The sequence below is a fragment of the Sphingomonas sp. F9_3S_D5_B_2 genome (assembly GCF_054263715.1).
The window spans coordinates 435,893-459,651 of record NZ_JBSZFB010000002.1 but is presented as its reverse complement, the minus strand read 5'-3'; the positions used below and the strand labels follow the sequence as shown (position 1 = coordinate 459,651).

The 23,759-nt window shown below is 65.6% G+C and carries 22 protein-coding genes; 9 read left to right on the top strand and 13 right to left on the bottom strand.

Going from position 1 to position 23,759, the window contains the following annotated elements:
• The first annotated feature begins 60 nt into the window (after nt 1–60).
• Genes ACUXST_RS08190 through ACUXST_RS08175 form a run of 4 tightly spaced genes read left to right on the top strand, consistent with a single transcriptional unit; the run spans nt 61 to nt 2,388 of the window.
• Nucleotides 61–990, top strand: a complete 930-nt coding sequence (locus ACUXST_RS08190) for a cation diffusion facilitator family transporter (RefSeq protein WP_458389482.1) — start codon at nt 61–63, stop codon at nt 988–990.
• The gene (locus ACUXST_RS08185) at nt 990–1,319 is read left to right on the top strand and encodes a DUF3140 domain-containing protein (RefSeq protein ID WP_458389481.1); all 330 of its coding nucleotides are present in this window, start codon (nt 990–992) and stop codon (nt 1,317–1,319) included. The genes ACUXST_RS08190 and ACUXST_RS08185 overlap by 1 nt, the downstream gene beginning before the upstream one ends.
• A gap of 44 nt (nt 1,320–1,363) precedes the next feature.
• Nucleotides 1,364–1,987, top strand: a complete 624-nt coding sequence (locus ACUXST_RS08180; RefSeq protein ID WP_458389480.1) for a DUF4142 domain-containing protein — start codon at nt 1,364–1,366, stop codon at nt 1,985–1,987.
• Nucleotides 1,984–2,388: a cupin domain-containing protein gene (locus tag ACUXST_RS08175; protein ID WP_458389479.1), complete on the top strand. Its 405-nt coding sequence runs from the start codon at nt 1,984–1,986 to the stop codon at nt 2,386–2,388. The genes ACUXST_RS08180 and ACUXST_RS08175 overlap by 4 nt, the downstream gene beginning before the upstream one ends.
• Nucleotides 2,389–2,392: 4 nt before the next feature.
• On the opposite strand, the gene ACUXST_RS08170 is transcribed toward ACUXST_RS08175, so the two are convergent.
• The gene (locus tag ACUXST_RS08170; protein WP_458389478.1) at nt 2,393–3,202 is read right to left on the bottom strand and encodes an arginyltransferase; all 810 of its coding nucleotides are present in this window, start codon (nt 3,200–3,202) and stop codon (nt 2,393–2,395) included.
• Nucleotides 3,203–3,322: 120 nt separating this feature from the next.
• Entirely contained in the window at nt 3,323–4,540 is a 1,218-nt protein-coding gene (locus ACUXST_RS08165) for a threonine ammonia-lyase (protein WP_458389477.1), read from the bottom strand.
• A gap of 51 nt (nt 4,541–4,591) precedes the next feature.
• Here ACUXST_RS08165 and ACUXST_RS08160 point away from each other — a divergent pair, with 51 nt between their 5' ends.
• A complete protein-coding gene (locus ACUXST_RS08160) occupies nt 4,592–6,259 on the top strand; it encodes an amidohydrolase (RefSeq protein ID WP_458389476.1) in 1,668 nt (555 codons plus the stop codon).
• Here the strand turns inward: ACUXST_RS08160 and ACUXST_RS08155 are convergent.
• Genes ACUXST_RS08155 through ACUXST_RS08135 form a run of 5 tightly spaced genes read right to left on the bottom strand, consistent with a single transcriptional unit; the run spans nt 6,234 to nt 13,760 of the window.
• Nucleotides 6,234–8,207, bottom strand: a complete 1,974-nt coding sequence (locus tag ACUXST_RS08155; RefSeq protein WP_458389475.1) for a protein-disulfide reductase DsbD family protein — start codon at nt 8,205–8,207, stop codon at nt 6,234–6,236. The genes ACUXST_RS08160 and ACUXST_RS08155 overlap by 26 nt on opposite strands.
• A gap of 28 nt (nt 8,208–8,235) precedes the next feature.
• Nucleotides 8,236–10,854 carry a methionine synthase gene (metH, locus tag ACUXST_RS08150; protein WP_458389474.1) on the bottom strand — a complete coding sequence of 873 codons (2,619 nt, stop codon included), beginning with the start codon at nt 10,852–10,854 and terminating at the stop codon, nt 8,236–8,238.
• Nucleotide 10,855: 1 nt separating this feature from the next.
• Nucleotides 10,856–11,902, bottom strand: a complete 1,047-nt coding sequence (locus ACUXST_RS08145; RefSeq protein ID WP_458389473.1) for a homocysteine S-methyltransferase family protein — start codon at nt 11,900–11,902, stop codon at nt 10,856–10,858.
• Nucleotides 11,899–12,804 (bottom strand): methylenetetrahydrofolate reductase [NAD(P)H], encoded by a 906-nt coding sequence (gene metF / locus ACUXST_RS08140; protein ID WP_458389472.1) that lies wholly within the window; start codon nt 12,802–12,804, stop codon nt 11,899–11,901. Before metF ends, ACUXST_RS08145 begins: the two co-directional genes overlap by 4 nt.
• Nucleotides 12,801–13,760, bottom strand: coding sequence for an ArsR/SmtB family transcription factor (locus tag ACUXST_RS08135; protein WP_458389471.1), 960 nt, complete (start codon nt 13,758–13,760; stop codon nt 12,801–12,803). The genes metF and ACUXST_RS08135 overlap by 4 nt, the downstream gene beginning before the upstream one ends.
• A 179-nt stretch (nt 13,761–13,939) precedes the next feature.
• Between ACUXST_RS08135 and ACUXST_RS08130 the strand changes: the two genes are divergently transcribed.
• The gene (locus ACUXST_RS08130) at nt 13,940–14,200 is read left to right on the top strand and encodes a hypothetical protein (protein WP_458389470.1); all 261 of its coding nucleotides are present in this window, start codon (nt 13,940–13,942) and stop codon (nt 14,198–14,200) included.
• An 88-nt stretch (nt 14,201–14,288) separates the two neighbouring features.
• Nucleotides 14,289–14,471, top strand: coding sequence for a hypothetical protein (locus ACUXST_RS08125; protein WP_458389469.1), 183 nt, complete (start codon nt 14,289–14,291; stop codon nt 14,469–14,471).
• Between the two features lie 10 nt (nt 14,472–14,481).
• Here ACUXST_RS08125 and groL read toward each other — a convergent pair whose 3' ends face one another.
• The 3 genes from groL to ACUXST_RS08110 form a co-directional block, all read right to left on the bottom strand.
• A complete protein-coding gene (gene groL / locus ACUXST_RS08120) occupies nt 14,482–16,119 on the bottom strand; it encodes a chaperonin GroEL (RefSeq protein ID WP_458389468.1) in 1,638 nt (545 codons plus the stop codon).
• A gap of 62 nt (nt 16,120–16,181) precedes the next feature.
• Nucleotides 16,182–16,469: a co-chaperone GroES gene (gene groES / locus ACUXST_RS08115; protein WP_458389467.1), complete on the bottom strand. Its 288-nt coding sequence runs from the start codon at nt 16,467–16,469 to the stop codon at nt 16,182–16,184.
• Between the two features lie 125 nt (nt 16,470–16,594).
• Nucleotides 16,595–17,992: an MATE family efflux transporter gene (locus ACUXST_RS08110; protein ID WP_458389466.1), complete on the bottom strand. Its 1,398-nt coding sequence runs from the start codon at nt 17,990–17,992 to the stop codon at nt 16,595–16,597.
• A gap of 97 nt (nt 17,993–18,089) precedes the next feature.
• Between ACUXST_RS08110 and sppA the strand changes: the two genes are divergently transcribed.
• Both sppA and ACUXST_RS08100 read left to right on the top strand, forming a co-directional pair.
• Nucleotides 18,090–19,946 carry a signal peptide peptidase SppA gene (gene sppA, locus ACUXST_RS08105; RefSeq protein ID WP_458389465.1) on the top strand — a complete coding sequence of 619 codons (1,857 nt, stop codon included), beginning with the start codon at nt 18,090–18,092 and terminating at the stop codon, nt 19,944–19,946.
• On the top strand, nt 19,934–20,470 hold the full coding sequence (locus tag ACUXST_RS08100; protein WP_458389464.1) for an N-acetyltransferase family protein: 537 nt from the start codon (nt 19,934–19,936) through the stop codon (nt 20,468–20,470). Before sppA ends, ACUXST_RS08100 begins: the two co-directional genes overlap by 13 nt.
• On the opposite strand, the gene ACUXST_RS08095 is transcribed toward ACUXST_RS08100, so the two are convergent.
• The 3 genes from ACUXST_RS08095 to lpdA all read right to left on the bottom strand — a co-directional run bounded on the left by ACUXST_RS08095 (nt 20,467) and on the right by lpdA (nt 23,734).
• Nucleotides 20,467–21,534 (bottom strand): phosphatase PAP2 family protein, encoded by a 1,068-nt coding sequence (locus tag ACUXST_RS08095; protein ID WP_458389463.1) that lies wholly within the window; start codon nt 21,532–21,534, stop codon nt 20,467–20,469. The genes ACUXST_RS08100 and ACUXST_RS08095 overlap by 4 nt on opposite strands.
• A gap of 75 nt (nt 21,535–21,609) precedes the next feature.
• Nucleotides 21,610–22,320 (bottom strand): hypothetical protein, encoded by a 711-nt coding sequence (locus ACUXST_RS08090; protein ID WP_458389462.1) that lies wholly within the window; start codon nt 22,318–22,320, stop codon nt 21,610–21,612.
• A gap of 16 nt (nt 22,321–22,336) precedes the next feature.
• Nucleotides 22,337–23,734, bottom strand: coding sequence for a dihydrolipoyl dehydrogenase (gene lpdA / locus ACUXST_RS08085; RefSeq protein ID WP_458389461.1), 1,398 nt, complete (start codon nt 23,732–23,734; stop codon nt 22,337–22,339).
• Between the last annotated feature and the right edge of the window lie 25 nt (nt 23,735–23,759).

Below are 23,759 nucleotides of genomic sequence, written 5' to 3'. Positions count from 1 at the left end.
ATCGGGCGAGCGGACTGCAGTAGTTGTCGTCACTGCGAACATTGGGAACATTCGGATCAGATGAGCGCCCCGACGACCAGCACCCGGACGCTCGTCATCGCGCTGCTCGCGAACCTCGGGATAGCCATCTCCAAGTTCGTCGCCGCCGCTATCACGGGCTCGTCGGCGATGCTCACCGAGGGCGTCCACAGCGTCGTCGACTCCACCAACCAGCTGCTGCTGATGTGGGGTCGCCGCCAGGCGCGGAAGCCCGCCGATAAATACCACCCCTTCGGCTACGGGCGGGAGCTCTACTTCTGGAGCTTCGTCGTTGCGGTGCTCGTGTTCGCGCTCGGTGCCGGTGTCTCGGTTTACGAAGGCATACTCCACATCGCGCACCCGGAACCCGCCGTCTCGCCACTGATTGCCTATGGCGTGCTGCTGATCGCCTTCATTCTCGAAGGCTGGTCCACCGTCGAGGCGTTCAAGGAGTTCCGCGGCGCCAAGGGCGATCTCAGTTGGCTAGAGGCGATCCGCCGCTCCAAGGACCCGCCTTCCTTCATCGTGCTGCTGGAGAATGGCGCCGCGATGGCCGGCATCATCGCGGCGGCGGTCGGGCTCTTCCTTTCCCAGATCACCCGCAATCCGCTGTTCGACGGCGCCGCCTCGATCGTCATCGGCATCATCCTCGGCTTCACGGCACTGCTGCTCGCCCGCGAGTCCAAGGGCCTGCTGATCGGCGAGGCCGCGGACCCGGCAATTGTCGAGGGGCTGCGCGCCCTCGCCCGCGAGAAGCCCGGCGTCATGGGCGTCGGCCACGTTCTCACCGTCCATTCCTCGCCGGACCAGGTCACCGCGATGATCAACGTCGACTTCGACGACGAAATGCGCGCCGGCGAAGTGGAACTCATCGTCGGTCGGATCGAGGAGGAAGCGCGGACCCGCTGGCCGCAGGTGAAGCGGCTGTTCGTCCGCCCGATGCAGGGCGCAGCGCGGCAGCTCGAACATTGATGAGCGAGGCGCAGGTTCGCGCCGCCTTCCACACCTGCGTCAACATGAGTGCACCAGAGCTGCAGGAGTGGCTCGATACCGACGACAGCCGCCGGGTGGGCCAGAAGAAAACCGGCAACGAGTCGATCGGCCATGCCAGCGGCCGTCACATCCTCGCCATCCTCGGCACTCCGGAAGCCGAGCTCAGCGCGGAAGACATCGCCCACATGCGCAAGGTCGTCGGCTTCATCCGACGCCACCGCGCCCAGGAGCCGGCCAACATCGTGACCTCCCGCTGGCGTTATTCCCTGATGAACTGGGGGCATGATCCGCTGAAGGAACTCGCGTGACGGACCGCGCGGAACGAGCCCCACGAGCCGCGTGTTATCGCGCCATGCACGCAAACCTGACGAAGATGCTGATCGTCACCTCGGCCGTGGCGCTCGCTGCCTGCCACCGCAAGGACGATCCCACCAACAGCGTGACCGGCGACGAGACCTACATGACGGGCAACGGCGGCAATACCGCGCTCGGCAATGAGAGCGGCGCCCTCGACATGTCGACCAACATCAACCCGGTTGGCGGCGTCCTCGCGCCGGACGTGTTCGCGTCGACCGTCGCCGGCAGCGACCTGTTCGAGATCGAAAGCGCGAAGATCGCCCAGGCTCGCGCCCAGTCTCCGGCGGTGAAGGCTTTTGCAGGGCAACTCATCACCGACCACACGAAGTCGACGGCCATGCTGAAGAGCACCGCCGCCCAGGCGACCCCGCCGATCACTCTGCCGACGACCCTTCCACCTGACCTTCAGGCAGCGCTCGGCGCCCTCCGCGGAGCCAAGCCGCAGGACTTCGACAGCGGCTTCATCGACGGCCAGATCCAGGCCCACAAGAGGGCCGTCGAAGTGCTCAGCCAATATGCTGGACAGGGATCGTCGCCGCCGCTCAGGAAATTCGCGGCGACCGCATTGCCGGTCGTCAAAAGCCACCTCGCCCACCTGAATGGGATGAAGAGCCAATGAAGCGCGGTTACTGCGACGATATCGAGAAGCGCACGATCGAGAACCAGGACTTCCGCCGCGTGCTCTACACCGGCGGTCACTTGCAGCTTGTCGTCATGACCCTCCAGCCCGGCGACGCGATCGGCGAGGAGGTACACGAAGACCGTGACCAGTTCTTCCGCATCGAGGAAGGTTCGGGCGTGATCGACATCGACGGCGTCGAGAACCGCGTTCAGGATGACTTTGCCGTGATCGTTCCGGCCGGCGCGCGGCACAACGTACGCAACACCGGCGAGACGCGCCTACGGCTCTACACGATCTACGGTCCGCCCGAGCACAAGGAGGGCATCGTTCAATCGACCAAGGCGGAGGCGGACGCCCGTCACCCGCATGAGGAGTGGGACGGGGAAACGACCGAGTAAGCGGTCAGGCGTCGATCAGAAGCCGGCTTGGCGAGCGCCGGCCGGGAAGCACGACCTCGCGATCGGCCTTGTCGTCCGCCGCCTCGTCCATCCGGCGCCAGCCGTCGCGACCGAGGCGTTCTAGGGGCCGGAATCCCGTCTTGTAGGCCATCCGGGACGAGCCCTCGACCCAGTAGCCGAGATAGACATAGGGAAGCCCCGCCCGCGCCGCGCGGACGATGTGGTCGAGGATGATGAAGGTGCCGAGCCCTTTGCGGGCATCGGGACCGACGTCGAAGAAGCTGTAGATCATCGACAGCCCGTCGCTCTGCTGGTCGGACAGGCAGGCGCCGAGCAGCTTGCCCGGCCGGCCATCGACCGAGGGCTCCCGATATTCGATGACGTAGGTGCGGACCGGGGTCTGCTCGACCATGTCCGCGAAGTCGCTCTCGTCCATCTCGGCCATTCCGCCGCCGGGGTGGCGCGTGGCGAGATAGCGGCGGAGAAGGTCGTACTGCTCCTCGGTCGTCCACGGCTTGCAGGCCGTGACCTCGAGGTCCGAGTAGCGGCGCAGCAGCTTGCGCTGGGTCGCAGTCGGCTGGAATTCGGCGGCGAGCACACGGACGGAGACGCAGGCGGAGCAGTCGATGCAGCTTGGGCGGTAGGCCACGGATTGGCTGCGGCGGAACCCGATCCGGCCGAGCGCTTCGTTCAGCTCGCTCGAATGACGGCCGCTAAGCTCCGTGAACACCTTTCGCTCAACCTTGCCCGGCAAATACGGGCAAGGGCTCGGGTTCGTTACGAAGAATTTGGGGAAGCGAAATGGTGCGCTCACCCGGAGCCCTCTCGAATGGTTACGCTACTCTTTATGCGGCTGGTAAACGCCGATGGAAAGGCCTCGGGCGCATCAAAGAAGGTAAACCGCCGCAGTGTCCCGACGAGGGACGGAAAACGGCTAGTCGAGCGAGGCGCGTTCGACAGTGAAACCGGCTTCTTCGAGGCGACGGACGACATCGTCGATTGCAGCGGGATCGCGCGCCTCGCATTCGACCTCGATCACCGTGTCCTTTGCGGGCAGCCGGGTGAAGATCCGGCTGTGGTTGACCTCAATGATGTTCGCGCCTGCTTCGAACACCTTTTGAGTGATCAAGGCGAGCGCACCCGGCTGGTCCTGAACGGCGACCCGGAGCCGAGCAATGCGGCCTTGGCGGACGAGGTCGCGAACGAGGACGTTGGCGAGCAGATGCGTGTCGATATTGCCGCCACACAGGATGGTTGCGACCTTCTTGCCGGCGAACCGCTGCGGATCGGCGATCATGGCGGCAAGTCCCGCCGCTCCCGCGCCCTCGACGACCGATTTTTCGATGCCGACGAGCATGGCGACTGCGCGCTCGAGATCGCGTTCTGCGACAAGCACGATGTCGTCCAGCAGCTCTTTGAGGATTTGCGAGGTCAGCGCGCCCGGTTCCTTGACTGCGATGCCTTCGGCGAGCGTGTCGCCCCCGAGCGGCCGCTTGCCGCCGTCGACCGCGCACTTCATCGCCGGGTAAAGCTCAGCCTCGACACCGATGAGCTCGATTCCTGGCTTCAGCGCGCGTGCGCCGGTCGACACGCCCGACATCAGCCCGCCGCCGCCGATCGGGACCACGATCGTGTCGAGATCCGGTGCGTCTTCAAGCATTTCCAGCGCCAGCGTCCCCGCACCGGCAATAATCTGCGGATCGTCGAACGGATGCACGAACACGTAGCCGCATTCCTGCTCGAGCTCGCGCGCTCTGGCAAATGCATCGTCGAACATAGCGCCGTGCAGGATGACACGCGCGCCGTGACCTTCCGTCTGCGTCACCTTGATCGTCGGAGTCGCCGCCGGCATTACGATCGTCACCGGAATACCGAGCCGCTTGGCATGATAGGCAACGGCCTGCGCGTGGTTTCCGGCCGACGCAGCGATAACTCCCCGCGCACGCTCTTCCGCTGTCAGCTGCAGCAATTTGTTGAGCGCGCCGCGCTCCTTGTAGGCCGCCGTGAACTGCAGATTCTCGAACTTCAGCCACACCTCGGCGCCGATGAATTCGGACAGCGTGCGGCTGACCAGCATCGGCGTCCGGATGACCGCGCCGTCGATGCGTTGCGCGGCCGCGCGGATGTCGTCGATTGTCGGGGCTTTATGCATGTGCGCGGCCTAGCGGTTCACTGTGCGCGGAACAATGCTATGCGCAGCGCCATGAAAACAGCACTCCTTGCAGTTACTGCTTCGCTACTGTCGACAGCAGCGTCCGCGAACACGCTCATCACGCACGTCAACGGCGTCCAGTCAGACGCACAATCGCGAGTGCAGCATTTCACTGGATTGCTGATCGGCGACGACGGCAAGATCCTGCGCGTGCTGAAAGCTGGAGAGGCTCTGCCGAGCGCGACCAACGTCATCGATGCGCACGGCACGACAGTGCTGCCCGGCCTGATCGATGCGCACGGGCACGTGACCGATCTCGGCACATCAATGATGACGGTTCAGCTCACCGGCACGACATCGATCGCCGACCTGCAGCAACGGCTCCGCAGCTATGCAGACGAGCATAAGGATGCAGCCTGGATCATCGGCTTTGGCTGGAATCAGGAACTGTGGCCGGACAAGCGGTTCCCCACAGCAGCCGACCTCGACGCCATCGTTCCGGACCGTCCTGTAGTGCTCGAGCGCGTCGATGGTCACGCGATCGTCGCCAATAGCGCTGCAATCAAGGCGGCTGGCGTGACCGCGGCGACGGCCGACCCCGTCGGCGGCAAGATCGAGCGCTCCGCCGATGGCAGCCCGGCGGGTCTGTTCGTCGACAACGCCACCGAGATCGTGCGCAAGGCTATTCCTCCCCGGACGGCCGCACAAAGCGACGAGGCGCTCGCCAAGGCACAGGAGCAGTTGCTGTCGGTCGGCGTCACGAGTGTCGGATCGATGAGCACGTCGGTCGACGATTGGAACGCTTTCCGCCGTGCGGGCGAAGCCGGCCGGCTGAAAGTGCGACTGATCAGCTATCTGTCCGGGACAGAGTCGATGACGGCCGTCCCGCAGCCCACCGGCTGGCTATACGGCGACCACCTGCGCGCGGTCGGGATCAAGCTCTTCGCCGACGGTGCACTCGGATCGCGCGGTGCCTGGCTGAAGCAGCCCTATGCCGACAAGCTGGACACGCGCGGCCTGCGCTTCCACACCGACGCTGAATTGCTGGCGCTGGCGGACAATGCGGCGTCCCATGGCTTCCAGGTCGCCACGCACGCCATCGGCGATGCCGCCAACGCGCAGATCATCACTGTCTACGAGCATCTTTCACGCAGATACGGTACCAACCGCCGCTGGCGCATCGAGCATTTCCAGATCGTCGATCCCGCCGACATCCCGCGGATCGTACCCGCCGGGATCATCGCCTCCATGCAGCCGACACACCAGACCAGCGATCGGCTGATGGCCGAGAAACGGCTCGGACCGGCGCGACTGAACGGCGCCTATGCGTGGCAGACGGTGCTCAAGTCCGGCGCGAAGCTCGCGTTCGGTAGCGATTTCCCAGTGGAGTCTCCCAACCCTTTCCCCGGCCTCTCGGCGGGAATCAGCCGACAGGATGTCCACGGCCAACCGCCGGGGGGATGGCTTCCAAGCGAGCGCCTGACGCTCGGGCAGGCGCTGCACGCGTTCACCCGCGGCGGGGCGTACGCGGGTTTCGCGGAGGACCGCATCGGTTCGCTCGAGCCCGGCAAATGGGCGGACTTCATCCTGGTGGATCGCGATCCGACCAAGGTAGCCCCGCAGCAACTCGCAGGCACCGAAGTTCTCCAGACCTGGATAGCAGGTCAGAAGGTGTGGGAGCGAGCGCCGTCGGCTAGCGCGCCTGAGCGCGGGAGATAAGCATCCCCTGCGTCAGCACCTGCGGCAATTCCTCGGGCGGCTTGCCGGGCGCGTACCACAGGTAAAACGGCACGCCGGCGCGGCCGCGGCTCTCCAGGAACCGCGTGATCTCGGGATCGCCATCGGTCCAGTCGCCGGCAAGCACCTTCACGCCACTTTTCGCGAAGGCCTTCCGCACCTCGTCGCGATCGATCGCCGCCGCTTCGTTCGCCTTGCAGGTCAGGCACCAGTCGGCGGTGAAATAGACGAACACGCGCTGGCCCCTCGCCGCGTAGGATGCCGCCCGTGCTGCAGTCCACGGTTCGGCCCCGGCAATTGCCGAGGAATGCTGCGTGATCGTGCCGGGCACCTGCCAAACGACGAAGAGCGCAACTGCGACTGCGAGCGCCGCGGCCAGCCAGCTACTGCCGAGCCCCCGCCGCTGAACGAAGCCCAGGCCGGCGAGCAGCAACAGAATGCCGAGCGCCGCCAAGGTTCCGAGTACCAGCCCGCTCTGCCCCGTCTGGCGGCCCAGCAGCCAGAGGGCGGCGACGGCGCTCGCAGCCATCGGAATGGCGAGCACCTGCTGCAACCGCCGCATCCATCGTCCTGGCTTCGGCATCACTCGCTGCAGCCGCGGCAGGAACGCCAGCGCGGCGAATGGCAACGCCAGCCCCAGTCCAAGCGCAACAAAGACGAGCAAGCCTCCTGCCACCGGCAACAGCAGCGCGGCTCCGAGCGCGGTGCCCAGGAACGGCCCGGCGCACGGGGTCGCGACGAACGCCGCGAGAGCGCCGGTCCCGAAGCTTCCCGCCGGCTGCAATCGACCGCCGATCACCGGCAACTCGAACAGGCCAAGCAAGTTGGCGGTGATGGCCGTGGCCAGCAACAGAAGGAGCATGACGGTGCGGGGGTCCTGCAGCTGAAACGCCCAGCCCGCCTGTACGCCCGCCGCCCGGATCGCCAGCAGTGCAACCCCCAGCAGCCCGGTGCCGACGGCTGTCCCGGCTGCGTAGCTCAGCGCATCCGTGCGCGCGGACCGCGCCGAACCGCCAGCCCGCGACAAGTGCAACACTTTCAGCGCGAGGATCGGGAACACGCATGGCATCAGATTGAGCAGAATTCCGCCGAGAAGAGCGCCGAGAACGGCGAACAACAGCGCCTTGGCGCCTTGCTCGTGCGCCGCGCGTTCTGCCTGGGGAACGAGGCCCGGCACTGCTTCGAACTGAAGTCCCTGACCGGGCCCGAGCGCGAGCACGCCGGCAAAACGCATCGGCACAGTCCCCCGGCGCTTGAGCTCGGCGATGAAGGTGTCGCCCGATCGCGAGAACGACTGCTCCGAGCCATAATCCACTGGCCCGTCCGTCGCCGGGAAAAGATAGGGCTGAGCGGCCGCGACGCTGGCAGGCAGTGGTATCGCCACGCGCAGCTTGTCGCCCGACACGGCAAAATGTCCGACGGACGCAAGCGGCCGCGGGAGCGCCTTTCGCCACCGGTCGAACTGAGCCCGCTCGAGCGTTCCACTGCCAACGGGCAAGTCGAGCGACAGCGTGCCACGCTCGGGAACGCAGACCTTGTCCGTACAGGCGAGCCATTGCGCCTCCGCTCGGATTGGCGCTGCACCGTGCGCGCCCGCGGGCACCTTCAGCCGCACGAGCACCGCATAGTCGCGTTCGTAGACGTAGTTCATGAGGCCCGCGACCTGCAGCCGGCTCGGCACGGGGTAGCGCAACTCGCCCACGGAGAATCCAGGGGGCAGGTGCCATTCGACCTGCATCGGCAGGCCGGCATCCCCGGGGTTGAGCCAGTAACCGTGCCAGCCCTCCGCCGGGTGCATGCGTAGGGCAAGCTCGACTTCGCCGCCCGGCGGAGCGGCGCCTTCGGCGACCAGCTCAGGCTCGATTCCGCGCGCATGCAATAGCGCCGGGCTCAACAGCAGTCCCAACAGGATGAGCAGGCGCCTCAGCATGGCGATGGCGCTATAGCGACACGCGCGGCTAGTCGAGGTTGGGGCGTACCCACCGCTCGGCGCACTCGACCGAGACGTTGCGCCGTGCCGCATAGTCTTCGAGCTGGTCGCGCCCGATCCGCGCGACGCCGAAGTACTGGCTGTCGCGATGGCCGAAGTAGAAGCCGGACACTGCCGATGTCGGCAGCATTGCGAAGTTCTCCGTCAGCGTGACACCGCCGGGATCCTCGCCGAGCATCTGGAACAGCACTGGCTTTAAGCTGTGGTCCGGGCACGCCGGGTAGCCGGGCGCCGGGCGGATGCCATGATACTTCTCGCGGATCAGTTGCTCGTTCGACAGGTGCTCGTCGGCATAACCCCACAGCCGGTTGCGAACCTCGGCGTGCAGCACCTCGGCGAAGCTTTCGGCCAGCCGGTCGGCGAGGGCCTTCAGCAGGATGTCGGAATAGTCATCGTTCGCCGACTTGAACCGCTCCAGGTGCGGCTCGAGCCCGTGGATGCCAAGGGCGAAGCCGCCGATCCAGTCCTCCCCGTCCGGATTGATGAAGTCGGCAAGGCACATGTTCGGGCGGCCTTCGCGCTTCTTCACCTGCTGCCGAAGCATCGGTACGCGCGTCCAGTCGTTGCCGGCCAGCACGAGGATATCGTCGCCTTCCCGCTTGCAGCGCCACAGCCCGATCGTCGCTCGTGCCGCAAGCCAGCGCTCCGCAATGATCTTGTCGAGCATCGCCTGCGCATCGGCGAACAGTCCGCGGGCGCTTTCCCCGACAACCTCGTCCTCGAGGATCGCAGGGTAATTGCCAGCAAGCTCCCAGGCGCGGAAGAATGGCGTCCAGTCGATCGACGCCCGAAGGTCGCTGAGCGGCCATTCGCCGACCTGGTGAAGGCCCGGATATTGCGGCGCCGGCGCCTGGCCGGACGGATCGAATGGAAAGGCGTTCGCCCGCGCTTCGACAAGCGTCGAAAGCTCGCTCTGGCCGCTGCGCTGACGCGACTGCCGAAGCTTCTCGTAATCGGCGGCGGTAGTGGCGAGCAGCGGATCGCGCTGCGTGTCGGACACCAGCGAAGAGGCCACGCCTACGGCGCGGCTGGCGTCGAGAACATGGATCACCGGACCAGTGTAAGCCGGATCGATTCGCAGCGCCGTGTGCGCCTTGCTGGTCGTCGCGCCGCCAATCAGCAGCGGGGTATTGAGGCCCAGCCGCTGCATCTCGCCAGCAACCGTCACCATCTCATCCAGCGACGGCGTGATGAGGCCCGACAGCCCGATCATGTCGGCCCTGTTGTCGTTGGCGCACTTCAGGATGTCCTGCCACGGCACCATCACGCCAAGGTCGATCACCTCGAACCCGTTGCACTGCAGGACGACGCCGACGATGTTCTTGCCGATGTCGTGAACGTCGCCCTTCACGGTGGCCATCACGACCTTGCCCTTGCCCTGCGTGACCCCGTTCTTCTCCTTCTCCGCCTCGATGAACGGCAGGAGGTGGGCGACCGCCTTCTTCATCACGCGCGCCGATTTCACGACCTGGGGCAAGAACATCTTGCCGGACCCGAACAGGTCGCCGACGACGTTCATGCCGTCCATCAGCGGGCCCTCGATGACCTCGATCGGCCGGGTGAAGTGCTGCCGCGCTTCCTCGGTATCGTCGACAATATGGGCGTCGATCCCCTTGACCAGCGCATAGGAGAGCCGCTCCGGAACGGTCAGCGAGCGCCACTCTGCCGCAGCCTTTTCCGCTGCCGGGTCGCTGTCCTTGAAGCGCTCGGCAATGGCAATCAGCCGCTCCGTCGCATCATCCCGCCGGTCGAAGATGACGTCTTCGCAAGCGTCACGAAGCTCCGGATCGATCGCGTCGTAGACGTCGAGCTGGCCGGCGTTGACGATGCCCATGTCCATTCCGGCGGGGATTGCGTGGTAGAGAAAGACGCTGTGCATCGCCCGGCGCACCGGCTCGTTGCCACGGAAAGAGAAGCTGAGGTTCGACAGACCTCCGCTGATGTGCGTGCCCGGGCAGCGGCGGCGGATCTCGCGCGTCGCCTCGATGAAATCGATCGCATAGCGGCGATGCTCGTCGATGCCGGTCGCGATCGCGAAGATGTTCGGGTCGAAGATGATGTCCTGCGGGTCGGTGCCGTCGGCGGTGAGCAGTTGGTAGGCGCGCTCGCAGATGGAGACCTTGCGCTCGGCGGTGTCCGCCTGGCCGACTTCGTCGAACGCCATCACCACCACGGCGGCACCGTAGGAGCGGCACTTGCGGGCGAGTTCGAGAAAGGGCCCCTCGCCTTCCTTCATGCTGATTGAATTGACGATCGGCTTGCCGGACACGCACTTGAGCCCGGCCTCGATGACGGTCCACTTCGAGCTGTCGATCATCAGCGGAACGCGGGCGATGTCCGGCTCGGCGGCGATGCGCTTCAGGAACACGGTCATCGCCTGCTCGCTGTCGAGCAGTGCCTCGTCCATGTTGACGTCGATGATCTGCGCGCCATTTTCGACCTGGTCGCGCGCGACCTCGACGGCGGCGTCATAGTCGCCGGCGAGGATCAGCTTCTTGAAGCGCGCGGATCCCGTGACGTTCGTGCGTTCACCGACGTTGACGAACCGTGCGCCGGCTCCGGCCTGTTCTACCTTCCCAAGTTCCATGTCAGGCCGCGATCACCATCGGCTCGAGTCCGGCGAGAACCGTGTCGCGGCGAGCGGCCGGGACGGTGCGCGGCGTGCAATCGCGCGCCGCCCCGGCAATTGCGGCAATATGCTGCGGCGTCGTCCCGCAGCAGCCGCCGACGACGTTGACGAGGCCGCTGTCGATCCACTCGCGGACCTGCGCGGCGGTTTCGGCCGCAGCCTCGTCATATTCTCCAAGCTCGTTCGGCAGCCCGGCATTCGGATAAGCCATTACCAGCGTATCGGCGACCGCCGTCAGCGCTGAGAGGTGCGGCCGGAGCTGCGCCGCACCAAATGAGCAGTTGAGGCCAATCGTGACCGGCCGGGCGTGGCGCACCGATGCCCAGAAGGCCTCGACAGTGTGGCCCGACAGGTTGCGTCCGCTGAGATCGGTCAGGGTCATCGAGATCATCAGCGGCAGCGGGCGGCCAAGGTCCTGTTCGGCGTCCAAAGCCGCCATGACCGCGGCCTTGGCGTTCAGAGTATCGAAGATCGTCTCGATGAGGATGAAGTCGACGCCGCCCGCGACGAGCGCGTCGATCTGCTCGCGGTAGACCGCCTTCACCTGATCGAAGTCTACCTCGCGGTACGCAGGATCGTTGACGTTCGGCGACAGCGACAAGGTCTTGTTGGTCGGACCGAGCGCCCCTGCAACCCAGCGGGGCCTGCCGTCCTTCGCGGAATATCGGTCGGCGACTTCCCGCGTGATCCGGGCAGCGGCCAAGTTGATCTGCTGCACGAGCGCTTCGGCGCCGTAGTCGGCCTGGCTGATCGCGTTGGCGTTGAAGGTGTTGGTGGCGAGCAGGTCCGCGCCCGCATCGGCGAAGCGCTCGCAGATGGAACGCACGACATCGGGCCGGCTGAGGTTGAGCAGATCGTTGTTGCCGCGCTGGTCCTTGAGCAGGTCCAGCCCACCGCAATAATCCCCGCTTTGCAACCTTTGCTCTTGAATAAGAGTCCCGTAGGCGCCGTCCTTGATGAGAATGCGACGAGCCGCCTCGGCCCGGAATGATTCAGCCACGTTCATGATGTTTTCGCCCTGACGCCCAGCAGGTGGCAGATCGCGTAAGCGAGCTCCGCCCGGTTCAGCGTGTAGAAGTGGAAGTGGCGTACTCCGCCCGCGTAGAGTTGGCCGCACAGTTCGGCAGCAACGGTTGCCGCGATGAGTTGCCGGGCGGCGGGTAGGTCGTCGAGCCCCTCGAACAGGCTGTTCAGCCAGTCCGGGATTCCCGCGCCGCAAGCCTCGGCAAAGCGCCGCGTCTGCGCGACGTTGGAGACCGGCAGGATGCCCGGCACGATCTCGATGTCGATGCCGGCTGCGGCAACGTCGTCCCGGAACTGCAGGAAGCAGTCGGCAGAAAAGAAGAATTGCGTGATCGCGCGGTCGGCGCCTGCGTCCACCTTGCGCTTCAGGTTGTCGAGATCGGTAGCACGGTCACCGGAGTCGGGATGCAGCTCTGGATAGGCTGCGACTGAGATGTCGAACGGCGCAATGTTCTTAAGGCCGGTGACGAGTTCGGCGGCGTTCGCGTAGCCGTCCGGATGCGACGAATATGCGGTGCCGGGCTCAGGCGGGTCACCACGCAGGGCAACGATGTGACGAACCCCGAGGTCCCAGTAGTCGCGCGCAATCGCGTCCACTTCATGGCGGCTTGCACCGACGCAGGTCAGGTGCGCGGCCGGAGTGAGCGAGGTCTCCTTGACGATCCGCTGGACGGTCTGGTGCGTGCGCTCGCGCGTCGAGCCGCCCGCTCCATAGGTCACCGAGACGAACCGCGGCTGCAGCGGCGCCAGGGTCTGAATCGAATCCCATAGTGTTTCCGCCATTCGCTCGTTCTTCGGCGGGAAGAACTCGAAACTCACGGCGATGTCGCCATGCGCTTCGGCGAACAGCGGCCGGTGGTGAGCGAGACCCTCGAGCGCGTTCATGCCGCCCTCTGCTGCGGCACGCCCGCCTTGGATCCGCGCCACAAGGTCACGGTCAGTTCGCCACCCTTGAGATGTTCGACGCGATCGACGGTGAGGCCGGCGGCGGCGAACCAGCCAGCCACCGCTTCATCTTCGAAGCCGAGGCGGATGTGTGCGTCCCTTGCGCGCAGCTCTTCGCGGTCGTGCGCCGCGAAGTCGACGACTAGCAGCGTACCGCCGGCCGACAAGACGCGGGCTGCTTCGGAAATCGCGGCGGCCGGAGAATGCGCATAGTGCAGCACCTGGTGGATGATGATGCTGTCGGCGCTGCTGTCAGCGAGCGGCAGCGCGTACATGTCGCCCTGCCGAAGACTGGATGCGATGCCGGCGGCTTCGAGCTTCACGCGGGCCAGCCGCAGCATTTCCGACGACCGGTCGATACCCACCGCCTGGCTCGCGCGGCGGGCGAACAGCTCGATCATGCGGCCGGTGCCCGTGCCGATGTCGACGAGGCGGCCGAGGCTGCGCCGGCCGAGCGCGCGCTCCATCGCCCGTTCGACATCGCATTCGGCGACGTGAAGCGAGCGGATCTGGTCCCAGACCTCGGCGTGCGAGGCGAAATAGCGGTTGGCTGCTTCCGCACGGTCCCGCCGGATCCCCTGCGTGCGGGCAGCATCGGCCTCGAACAGCGCGTGGGTCGAATCCTCGGCCCAGGAGTCGACCAGCGCGAACATCGCCTCGGTTCGATCGCTGCCCGCAAGTGCCACGAAAACCCAACTGCCTTCCTTTCGGCGGTCGAGGACACCCGCGTCGGCAAGAATCTTCAGGTGCCGCGAAACGCGCGGCTGACTCTGCCCGAGAACCTGTGCAAGCTCACCGACCGAAAGCTCCATGATCCGCAGCAAGGCGATGATCCGCAGCCGCGTCGGGTCTGCGAGCGCCTGGATGCGGTCGGCAAGGGGAAGATCGTCGGTCACTGAGATAACGATATAAAGATATCTTTATATGGTCAATCGACAGAGCAAATCTAAACCCTTGTGATACAATAGGGATTGACCCCCACCCCGGCGTCTGCGATTCGGCGCCAATGGCCTGTTCGATTCAGCAGGCCGAGACTGGCCCCGCCTTTGGGGCTTTTGAAGGGAGTGGAACGATCATGAAGAAGGTTGCTCTGACCGTTGCGGTCCTCGCGCTCGGCCTGGCCGCGTGCAGCAAGAACGACGCCGACAACAATGCGGCCGTCGACACCAACGTCGAGAATTCGGCAGCGGTCGACACCAATGCCGCCATCGGCAACGACGCGACGGCGAACGCCGATGCGGCGCTCAACGCTGCCGACGCTTCGGTCAACAACGCGGCCGACGCGATCGACAACGCGCAGGACGCGGTGAACAACTCGGCGACCAACGCCCAGTAATTCGCCACACCCGCAAGGGTCCAGCGAAAGGGCCGTCCTTCGGGGCGGCCCTTTTTTTTGCGTTCGCGGGAGGTGATAATGCGAGCGGATGAAGCTTCGACTGATCTTCCTTGCGCTGTCGCTTGCAGGATGCCGGGACGAGCGGCCGCCGGCGCCGACAGCCGACGAGTCGGACCAGCTCAATGAGATGGACGAGTCGCTGAACAGGCTCGCCAACAACGCAGAAGGGCCGGAGGCAAATGCCGCCGGCCCTTCCCGTTCATCAGACTGAGTGGAGTGGCTTAGAAGTCCATTCCGCCCATGCCGCCGCCGCCGGCCATGGCCGGAGCAGGCTTGTCTTCCGGAAGCTCGGCAATCGTCGCCTCCGTGGTGATCAGCAGCCCAGCAACGCTCGCGGCGTCCTGGAGCGCCGTGCGCACCACCTTGGTCGGATCGATCACGCCGGACTGAACCAGGTTTTCATACTGGTCCGTCTGCGCATTGAAGCCGAGCGTCGCGTCGTTGCCGTCGAGCAGCTTGCCCGAGACGACCGCGCCGTCGTGGCCAGCGTTCTCGGCGATCTGCCGCAGCGGCGAATACAGCGCCTTGCGGATGATATCGATGCCGCGGGTCTGGTCGTCGTTCTCACCCTTCAGGCCGTCGAGTGCCTTGGTGGCATAGAGCAGAGCGGTACCGCCGCCCGGAACGATGCCTTCCTCGACCGCAGCGCGGGTCGCGTGAAGCGCGTCGTCGACGCGGTCCTTGCGCTCCTTCACCTCGATCTCGGACGCACCGCCGACCTTGATGACCGCAACGCCGCCGGCGAGCTTCGCCAGCCGCTCCTGCAGCTTCTCACGGTCGTAGTCGGACGTCGTGGTCTCGATCTGCTGACGGATCGCGCCAACGCGGCCCTCGATCGTGTCGCGGGTGCCGTTGCCATCGACGATGGTCGTGTTGTCCTTGTCGATGGTGACGCGCTTGGCCTGGCCGAGCATGTTCACAGTGACGCTCTCGAGCTTGATGCCGAGATCCTCGCTGATCATCTCGCCGCCGGTGAGGATCGCGATGTCCTCGAGCATCGCCTTGCGCCGATCGCCGAAACCCGGAGCCTTCACGGCCGCGACCTTGAGGCCGCCGCGCAGCTTGTTGACGACGAGCGTGGCCAGAGCCTCGCCCTCGATGTCCTCGGCGATAATCAGCAGCGGGCGGCCCGACTGGACCACCGCTTCCAGGATCGGAAGCATCGCCTGGAGGTTCGACAGCTTCTTCTCGTGGATGAGGATGTAGGGGTCGCTAAGCTCGACCTGCATCTTCTCGGGGTTGGTGATGAAGTAGGGCGACAGGTAGCCGCGGTCGAACTGCATGCCTTCGACGACATCGAGCTCAAACTCCAGACCCTTGGCCTCTTCAACCGTGATCACGCCTTCCTTGCCGACCTTTTCCATCGCTTCGGCAATCTTCTCGCCGACTTCGCGGTCGCCGTTCGCCGAAATGATGCCGACCTGAGCGATCTCGCTGGAGCCCTGGACGTCCTTGGAACGGCTCTTGAGATCCGCGACGACCTTCTGGACGGCGATATCGATGCCGCGCTTGAGGTCCATCGGGTTCATGCCGGCTGCAACCGACTTCATGCCCTCGCGAACGATCGCCTGGGCGAGAACGGTCGCCGTGGTGGTACCGTCGCCGGCGAGGTCGTTGGTCTTCGAAGCCACTTCGCGCACCATCTGGGCGCCCATGTTCTCGAACTTGTCCTTGAGCTCGATCTCCTTGGCGACGGTGACGCCGTCCTTGGTGATGCGAGGAGCGCCAAAGCTCTTGTCGATGACGACGTTGCGGCCCTTCGGACCAAGCGTCACCTTCACTGCATCGGCGAGGATATCGACGCCGCGCATGATGCGCTCACGCGCGTCGCGGCTGAATTTCACGTCCTTGGCTGCCATTTGGCTACCCTTTCATTCTGTGAATGTTCCGAATGTTCACACTGTAGAGCGTGATCTTGAGGTCAGGCGACGATCCCGAGGATGTCGCTTTCCTTCATGATGATGAGGTCTTCACCGTCGATTTTCACCTCGGTACCCGACCACTTGCCGAACAGGATCTTGTCGCCGGCCTTAACGTCCAGCGGCGTGACCTTGCCCTCGTCGCTGCGGGCGCCGGCACCCACGGCGACGACTTCGCCTTCCTGGGGCTTTTCCTTGGCGGTGTCGGGGATGATGATCCCACCCGACGTCTTTTCCTCGGCCTCGACACGGCGGACGAGGACACGATCATGAAGCGGCCTGAAACCCATAGGGCTAACCCCCTCTTTCCTTCAAATGGTTGAACTAGCCGCTGGCACTCTCCTGACGAGAGTGCCAACGATGCCGGCCATATGGTTGTGGCATTCCAACTCGTCAACGGGCTGCCGCGCAAAATTCAGGCGGTCGCGGTGAGCCCCAGCCGGTCGCGCATCGCCCACCGGGCGAGCATCAGAACGGCGACGGCAGCAAGCCCGCTGGCGAGCCCGGTCCAGATGCCGACTCCGCGCCAGTCACGCCCGAACGCCAGCCATGCACCGATGCCGAGGCCGACGACCCAATAACCCAGCAGCGCGAAGATCACCGGCCAGCGCGTGTCGTGAAGGCCCCTGAGCATTCCGGCGCCAATCACCTGTGCGCCGTCGACGAGCTGGAACGCCGCGGCGATCTTCAGGAAGCTGACGGCGAGCTCGATCGCCAGTGCGTTCGCCGGCACATCGGCCAGGAACAGCGTCACCAGCGCATGCGGTTCGCTCCAGATTGCAAGCGCCATCGCGCCCATGAACGCCGTCCCGAGCACCCACGCTGTCCACCCGGCGCGGGTGATCGCTTCGGGGTCGTTGCGGCCAACCGCCAGCCCGACCCGTACCGTCGCCGCCTGGCCGAGGCCGAGCGGCACCATGAAGGTGAGCGCCGCCACCTGCAGAGCAACGGCGTGCCCGGCGACCGCCGGTGCGCCGAGCCACCCCATCAGATAGGCGGCAAGCGCGAAGACGCCGATTTCCAGCCCCATGGTGGCGCCGATCGGCCAGCCGAGCTTCACCATTGCCATCGTCCGCTGGCGGTCGAACCGCCACCAGTTCCCGAACAGATGGAAGCGCCGAAACTGGCGGTCGAGGGAAGTGACGGCGATTAGCGCGGCGCACAGCAGCGACCATGTGATCGTGCTTCCCAGCCCGCCGCCGACCAGCCCAAGAGCGGGAAGACCGAAGTGACCGAAGATCAGTGACCAGCTGATCAGCGCGTTCACCAGGATGCCCGCGATGCTTAGCCAGAGGATGATCCGTGGCCTCTCGAGACTGGAGACGAAGTTGCGGAGCAGCTGGAACAGCAGCCACGGCGCCACCAGCCACATGTAGGCCCTAAGGAAGCTCTGGCCCATGCGCGCCAATTCCTCGGACTCGCCGAACGCACGCATGATGTCCCCGACGTGCCACATCAGCAGCCAATAGGGCGGCATGACGATCGCGATCAGCCACAGTCCGGCCCGGAAGGTCCGCCGGACATCGCGCACCGCATTGGCCCGGCGGCCGAGCGCCGTCGCCATCATCGGCGAAGATGCGGTGATCAGGCCGAGCAGGAATATGCTGAACGTCCAGGTGAGGTTGAGAGCAAGCGTGGCAGCGGCCAGCGGCGCCGCGCCCAACCGCCCCATGAGCAGCACGTCCGTCGCCTGGATCACCTGCTGGGTGACATTTGCGAGGATCAGCGGCCAGGCGAGCCCCAGCATGGCGCGAAGCTCCTGCAGCCAGCGGCCGCGCTCCTTGGCAGGTGAAAGGTTCGCACGAGGGTTCACGACGCCAGCGCCTAACTGCAAGGCTGCCCGTCGAAAAGGTTTGGCTCCCCGGCCAGGCGTCCGCTAGCCAAGCGGCGCACAATCGAAGGCTGATGAGATGAAGTTCGTTCGCGCCGTCTGGAAGCTGCTGGTCGGGATCAAGGACGCGCTTGTCCTGATCTTCATGCTGCTGTTTTTCGGAGTGCTCTATGCGGCGCTCTCGGCACGGCCGACGCCCGTGACGGACGGTGTGCTCGCGCTCGATCTCAACGGCGCCGTGGTCGAACAGCCTTCCAAGGCGAGCTTCTCCGAACTCGCCGGCGGCAGCCGAATTCAGGAATATCGCCTCCGCGACCTGATCGGCGCGCTCGACCAGGCCCGCGGCGACGACCGCGTCAAGGCCGTGGCGCTGGACCTCGATGGGTTCACTGGCGGCGGACACACGGCCATGGCCGACCTGTCGGACGCAGTCCTGCGCGTCCGCGCATCCGGCAAGCCGGTGATTGCCTATGGCGTCGGCTACACCAACGACGGCTATGAGCTCGCCTCGGCCGCTTCGGAGGTCTGGCTCCATCCATTGGGCACAGTCGCGATCGCCGGACCGGGCGGCACGAACCTCTATTACAAGGGCCTGCTCGACAAGCTGGGCGTCACCGCCAACGTCTACCGCGTCGGCACCTACAAGTCGGCGGTCGAGCCTTACATCCGCAACGATATGTCGCCGGCAGCGAAGGAGAACTATCTCGCGCTCGGCCAGGCGATGCTGGAAAGCTGGCGCCAGGAAATCCACCGCGCTCGTCCGAAGGCCAATGTCGACCTGTTCCTCAAGGATATGCCGGGTGCAGTCGATGCGGCCGGCGGCGACATGGCGAAGGCGGCGCTTAATGCCGGCCTCGTCGATCACGTCGGTGACCGCAGCCAGTTCGAAGAGCGGCTGAAGGCGCTTGGCGGCACCGACAAGAACGCCGTCGGCGGCTACCGGCAGATCAAGCTCGCTTCCTATGTCGCGGAGAAAGTCCCGAACAAGGCGCGCGGGCCGATCGGCATCGTGACGGTCGCAGGCATGATCGTGGACGGCAAGGCGTCGGCGGGAACAGCCGGCGGCGACACGATCGCACAGGAAATCGACGACGGCGTCGAAAAGGGCATCAAGGCGCTCGTCGTGCGCGTCGACAGCCCCGGCGGATCGGTGCTTGCCTCCGAGCGCATCCGCGAAGCAATCCTCCACGCGAAGGCGAAGGGCATCCCCGTCGTCGTCTCCATGGGCAGCGTGGCGGCATCGGGCGGCTACTGGGTCTCGACGCCCGCCAACTTCATCTACGCCGAGCCGTCGACCATCACCGGCTCGATCGGCGTGTTCGGCGTTCTGCCGAGCTTCCAGGGAACGCTCCAGAAGCTCGGCGTCGGCGCCGACGGCGTAAAGACGACTCCGCTGTCGGGCGAGCCCGACCTGTTGCGCGGACCGTCGCCCGAAGCGGGCCGGCTCATCCAGACCGGAGTCGAATCCACGTATCGCCGCTTCCTCACGATTGTCGCGGCTTCACGGCACAAGACCCCTGCCGACGTCGACAAGATCGCCCAAGGCCGCGTCTGGGACGGCGGCACCGCCCGGCAGCTCGGTTTGGTGGACGGGTTCGGCAGGATGTCCGACGCAGTCGCAAAGGCTGCCCAACTCGCGCATCTCGACAGCAACAATCGCGACCTTCGCTACCTCGAGCCGCCCGTCAGCATGAAGCAGCAGCTGCTCGAGGCGCTTGCCGCCGGCAACAGCAATACGTCGAGCCCGGACGATGCGTTCTCGATGCTCGCTGCTCAGCCGCAGCAGCAGCTGGCGCAGGTCATCAGCGACATCCGCATGATCATGTCGGGCCCGAGCATTCAGGCGCGCTGTCTTGAGTGCCCGGCCGTTGCTCCGGCGCGCATCACCGGCCAGGACCGCAGCCTGCTTCAACTATTCGAGGCATGGCTGTCCTGATCCGCCTGGCCGCTGCCGCCGACGCGGCCGCGATCGCCCGCATCTACCGGCCGTTCGTCGAGACCAGCCGGATCAGTTTCGAGGAAGTTGCGCCGGACGCGGCGGAAATCGGGCGCCGCATGGTGGATCCGCTGCTGCCGTGGCTGCTGCTCGAGACGGACGGCAAGGTCCTCGGCTATGCGTCGACGTCACCACTGCGAGGACGGCGGGCCTACCGGTGGAGCGTCGAGAGCGGATTATATCTCGAGCAGGCGGCACAGGGGCGTGGGCTCGGGCGCCAGCTTCTGACCGCGCACCTCGCATTGCTGGAGCGACAAGGATTCGTCACCGCGGTCGCCGGCATCTCTCTCCCCAACCCGGCCAGCGTCGCTCTTCACGAGGGGCTCGGGTTCAGCCCCATCGGCGTCGAACGCGGAGTGGGGTTCAAGCTCGGCGAATGGGTAGACGTCGGACGCTGGCAGAAAGACTTGGCTCCGCGACGATCGGCGCCGCGTGAACCCCTGCCCGCGTCCGTCCTCGGCTAGGCGGCTGCTGGAACCAACTCGGGCACTTCCTCGCTGCGCGTCGCACCCGCGTTCAGATAGACGCCCGCGCCCCACCAGATCAGGCCCATGCCCGCCCAGGCGACGATCCCGTCCGCGATATAGTGCCAGCCAAGGTGAACCGAACCGATCAGGATCGTCACCGCGAACAGCCACACCACGGCGCGCACCAGCGGCCGGGTGCGAAGCGCCGCGAGGCCGTAGAGGAATGCAATCGCATTGTGCATCGAGGGCATGGCCGAGATGCCGAGCCCGAAACCGTAGCGATGCTCGGCTTGCGCCTTCCACAGCATCTCCTGCCACTCGAGAGCGCCAAGGTGATACCCGGCAGCATCGATCGAACGAAGACGAGCCATGAGTTCACCGAAGTCTTCGGCCGCTGGACCACCCAGGTGCGGCACGAAGCACGGCCCGGCTGACGACAGAAGGAAAGCGCCGACGATCCCAAGCAGCACCCATGCGGCTGCAAAGGAAAGGAAAAAGCGGGCTCGCAGCTCAGGCGCCGCGAACACAGCGAAGAACAGCACCGCTATCGACAGGATCGGCACCCACGCCGTGTAGACCCGGTCGATAATCATGGTCGGAAGCGGGCCTCCGAAGATGGCGTGCGTGAAATGCCACGCCCGCGTCCCGCCGAACATGACACGGCCCACCTCTGCGATGCCGTTGTCCCAGGCGAAAGGGCTGATCAGCGGCATGATCTGCTTGAGAGTGCCGAACGCGCCGAGGATCACCGGCACGATCAGGATTGGGCCCAGAGTTGCTGCCGCGGCCTCAACCGACCCGAGCCTGCTCGCGACGAACGGCCGCAAGTCTTCGAAGGGGCTCGGCCGACGGAGCACCATCGAGCGTACGAAGAAGATGACGAGGGCAAGGAAGAGTGTCGGCGCGCTCAGCCACCAGATCCTGCCAGCGTAGCGGGCGAGGACTTGCAGAGCCGGGACCCCGACGGATACTCCAAGGGCAATTGCGATCGTCGCGGTAACCAGCGCCATTCCGACGAGCGCACGCAACCATCGATACTCGAAACCAGCTACTTCAGGCACGCGCGCCCTCCCCCAAAGGCAAACAACACGAGAGCCGACGGTTAAATCGAACTGGTTAATGAAATGTGGAGCCGCCTAGTCGAGCTCGTCAGCGAGGCGACGCAGCACGGGTCCGGGGTCCGCGATGATTTCGCCGTGCGAGGGGATGATCCGCTCAAGTCCCTCGATCTCCGCCCACAGCCGGAACTGTGTGGCAAGCGCCTCTTTGTCGTTGATGAGGAGGCCGCGGACGTCACGCGGCACGTGGGGCTTCGGACCGAATCGAAGGATGCGGTTGATCAGCCACCCGCCGATCCCACGTGGCGAGCGGACGTTGCCGATGATGTCGTTGGTGATGAGCGAAGACCTTTCGCCGCCGACGAGCAGCGCCACTTCGCGCTCGCCGGTGCCCGCTACTACGATCAGGCTTGCCGATTTGCCCAGCCGCGCGCTCGTCTGCGCCGGCTTCACCGCTTCTTCGACCCGCGACTTGGCGCCCGGCGCGGTCACCACCTTGGCGCGCGGGTACCGGTGGTGGAAGGCGCGGATGTCCAGCCTATGCGCCGGATTCGGTACGATCAGGTAAGCCGGTTCACCGAGCGCTTCGATCCGCTTCATGTCGGGTTCTCGAAGCGGGATGGGCGAGTAGAGGGCCGTTCCGCCGCGCTCCAGCGCGATTACCGTCATACGGCGCGGGAAAGCGCCGAGCGGCATCTTGATCTCGCCCACCACCGTCAGCAGCCCGGGCTCGATCTCTCGCAGCGGGCCGTGCGGCGCAACGACCCATTCGTCATGAAGCTTCGCCATCGCGACGCCCAACGCGTCAGATGTGGATGGGCTTCCCAGTCACCGCCATGGCGGCTTCCTTGAGCGCCTCGCTGTGCGTCGGGTGCGCGTGGCAGGTGTAGGCGATGTCCTCGCTGGTCGCGCCGAACTCCATCGCCAGCGCCGCTTCAGCAATCATCGTCCCGGCAACGGTCGCGATGATCCAGACGCCGAGCACGCGATCGCTCTTCGCATCCGCGATCACCTTCACGAAGCCATCCGGCTCGCGATTGGTCTTGGCGCGGCTGTTGGCCATCATCGGGAACTTGCCGACCTTGATCTCGCCATGCTCGCGGGCCTGCTCCTCCGTCAGGCCGACGCCGGCGATCTCGGGCGTCGTATAGACCACGCTCGGGATGACATCGTGGTTCACGATGCCGGTTTGCCCCGCGATGTTCTCCGCAACGGCGATGCCTTCGTCCTCGGCCTTGTGCGCGAGCATCGGCCCGGGAATCACGTCGCCGATCGCCCACACGCCCGGCACGCTGGTGCGGAACTGGTGGTCGGTCTCGACCTGCCCGCGCTGGTTCGTGGCGAGACCCGCCTTCTCGATCGCGAGCCCTTCGGTGTTGGCGCGACGACCGACCGAGACGAGCACGACGTCTGCCTCGATGCTCTCTGCCGCGCCGCCAGCAGCGGGTTCAAGCGTCAGGGTGACCGTATCGCCGTTGCGATCCGCCTTCGTTACCTTGGTCGAGAGGCGGAACTCGAAGCCCTGCTTCTTGAATATCTTGTTCGATTCCTTGCGGACGTCGGCATCGAAGCCGGGCAGGATCTGGTCGAGGAACTCGACGACGGTGACCTGTGCGCCAAGCCGTCGCCACACGGATCCGAGTTCGAGTCCGATCACGCCGCCGCCGATCACGATCATGCGCCCGGGCACTTCAGGAAGCTCAAGGGCGCCCGTAGAATCGACGATCCGCTCCTGGTCGATCGTGATTCCCGGGAGCGGCGTGACCGACGAGCCGGTTGCGATGACGATGTTCTTCGCCCGGACGGTGCGGTCGCCGACCTTCACGGTGTCGGCGCTTTCGAAGCTGGCGCGGCCCTTCAGCCATTCGACCTTGTTCTTCTTGAACAGGAACTCGATGCCCTGCGTCAGGCCCTTCACGGCTTCCTTGCGCGCGGCGTGCATCGTGCCGAGGTCGAGCTCGACGCCCTGCGGCTTAATGCCCCATTTGGCGAGCGTGCCGTCATGAGCTTCTTCGAACAGCTCCGACGCATGCAGCAGCGCCTTGGAAGGGATACAGCCGACGTTGAGACAAGTGCCACCGAGCGTCTCGCGGCTCTCGGCGCAGGCGGTCTTCAGGCCGAGCTGCGCGGCGCGGATCGCGGCCACATAGCCGCCCGGGCCAGAGCCGATCACGAGCACGTCGAAGTCGAAATTGTCAGCCATTCAAACGCTCCGGAGCGGGAAGGAT

Excerpts from the sequence above, each read along its gene's own strand:
- ACUXST_RS08100 (WP_458389464.1), top strand. The coding sequence starts at position 19,934 with ATGGCTGTCCTGATCCGCCTGGCCGCTGCCGCCGACGCGGCCGCGATC.
- ACUXST_RS08155 (WP_458389475.1), bottom strand. The coding sequence starts at position 8,207 with ATGCTGAGGCGCCTGCTCATCCTGTTGGGACTGCTGTTGAGCCCGGCG.
- ACUXST_RS08160 (WP_458389476.1), top strand. The coding sequence starts at position 4,592 with ATGAAAACAGCACTCCTTGCAGTTACTGCTTCGCTACTGTCGACAGCA.
- ACUXST_RS08175 (WP_458389479.1), top strand. The coding sequence starts at position 1,984 with ATGAAGCGCGGTTACTGCGACGATATCGAGAAGCGCACGATCGAGAAC.
- ACUXST_RS08090 (WP_458389462.1), bottom strand. The coding sequence starts at position 22,320 with ATGGCGAAGCTTCATGACGAATGGGTCGTTGCGCCGCACGGCCCGCTG.
- ACUXST_RS08190 (WP_458389482.1), top strand. The coding sequence starts at position 61 with ATGAGCGCCCCGACGACCAGCACCCGGACGCTCGTCATCGCGCTGCTC.
- ACUXST_RS08145 (WP_458389473.1), bottom strand. The coding sequence starts at position 11,902 with ATGAACGTGGCTGAATCATTCCGGGCCGAGGCGGCTCGTCGCATTCTC.
- sppA (WP_458389465.1), top strand. The coding sequence starts at position 18,090 with ATGAAGTTCGTTCGCGCCGTCTGGAAGCTGCTGGTCGGGATCAAGGAC.
- groES (WP_458389467.1), bottom strand. The coding sequence starts at position 16,469 with ATGGGTTTCAGGCCGCTTCATGATCGTGTCCTCGTCCGCCGTGTCGAG.
- ACUXST_RS08180 (WP_458389480.1), top strand. The coding sequence starts at position 1,364 with ATGCACGCAAACCTGACGAAGATGCTGATCGTCACCTCGGCCGTGGCG.
- ACUXST_RS08125 (WP_458389469.1), top strand. The coding sequence starts at position 14,289 with ATGAAGCTTCGACTGATCTTCCTTGCGCTGTCGCTTGCAGGATGCCGG.
- ACUXST_RS08165 (WP_458389477.1), bottom strand. The coding sequence starts at position 4,540 with ATGCATAAAGCCCCGACAATCGACGACATCCGCGCGGCCGCGCAACGC.
- metH (WP_458389474.1), bottom strand. The coding sequence starts at position 10,854 with ATGGAACTTGGGAAGGTAGAACAGGCCGGAGCCGGCGCACGGTTCGTC.
- metF (WP_458389472.1), bottom strand. The coding sequence starts at position 12,804 with ATGAACGCGCTCGAGGGTCTCGCTCACCACCGGCCGCTGTTCGCCGAA.
- lpdA (WP_458389461.1), bottom strand. The coding sequence starts at position 23,734 with ATGGCTGACAATTTCGACTTCGACGTGCTCGTGATCGGCTCTGGCCCG.
- ACUXST_RS08130 (WP_458389470.1), top strand. The coding sequence starts at position 13,940 with ATGAAGAAGGTTGCTCTGACCGTTGCGGTCCTCGCGCTCGGCCTGGCC.
- ACUXST_RS08185 (WP_458389481.1), top strand. The coding sequence starts at position 990 with ATGAGCGAGGCGCAGGTTCGCGCCGCCTTCCACACCTGCGTCAACATG.
- groL (WP_458389468.1), bottom strand. The coding sequence starts at position 16,119 with ATGGCAGCCAAGGACGTGAAATTCAGCCGCGACGCGCGTGAGCGCATC.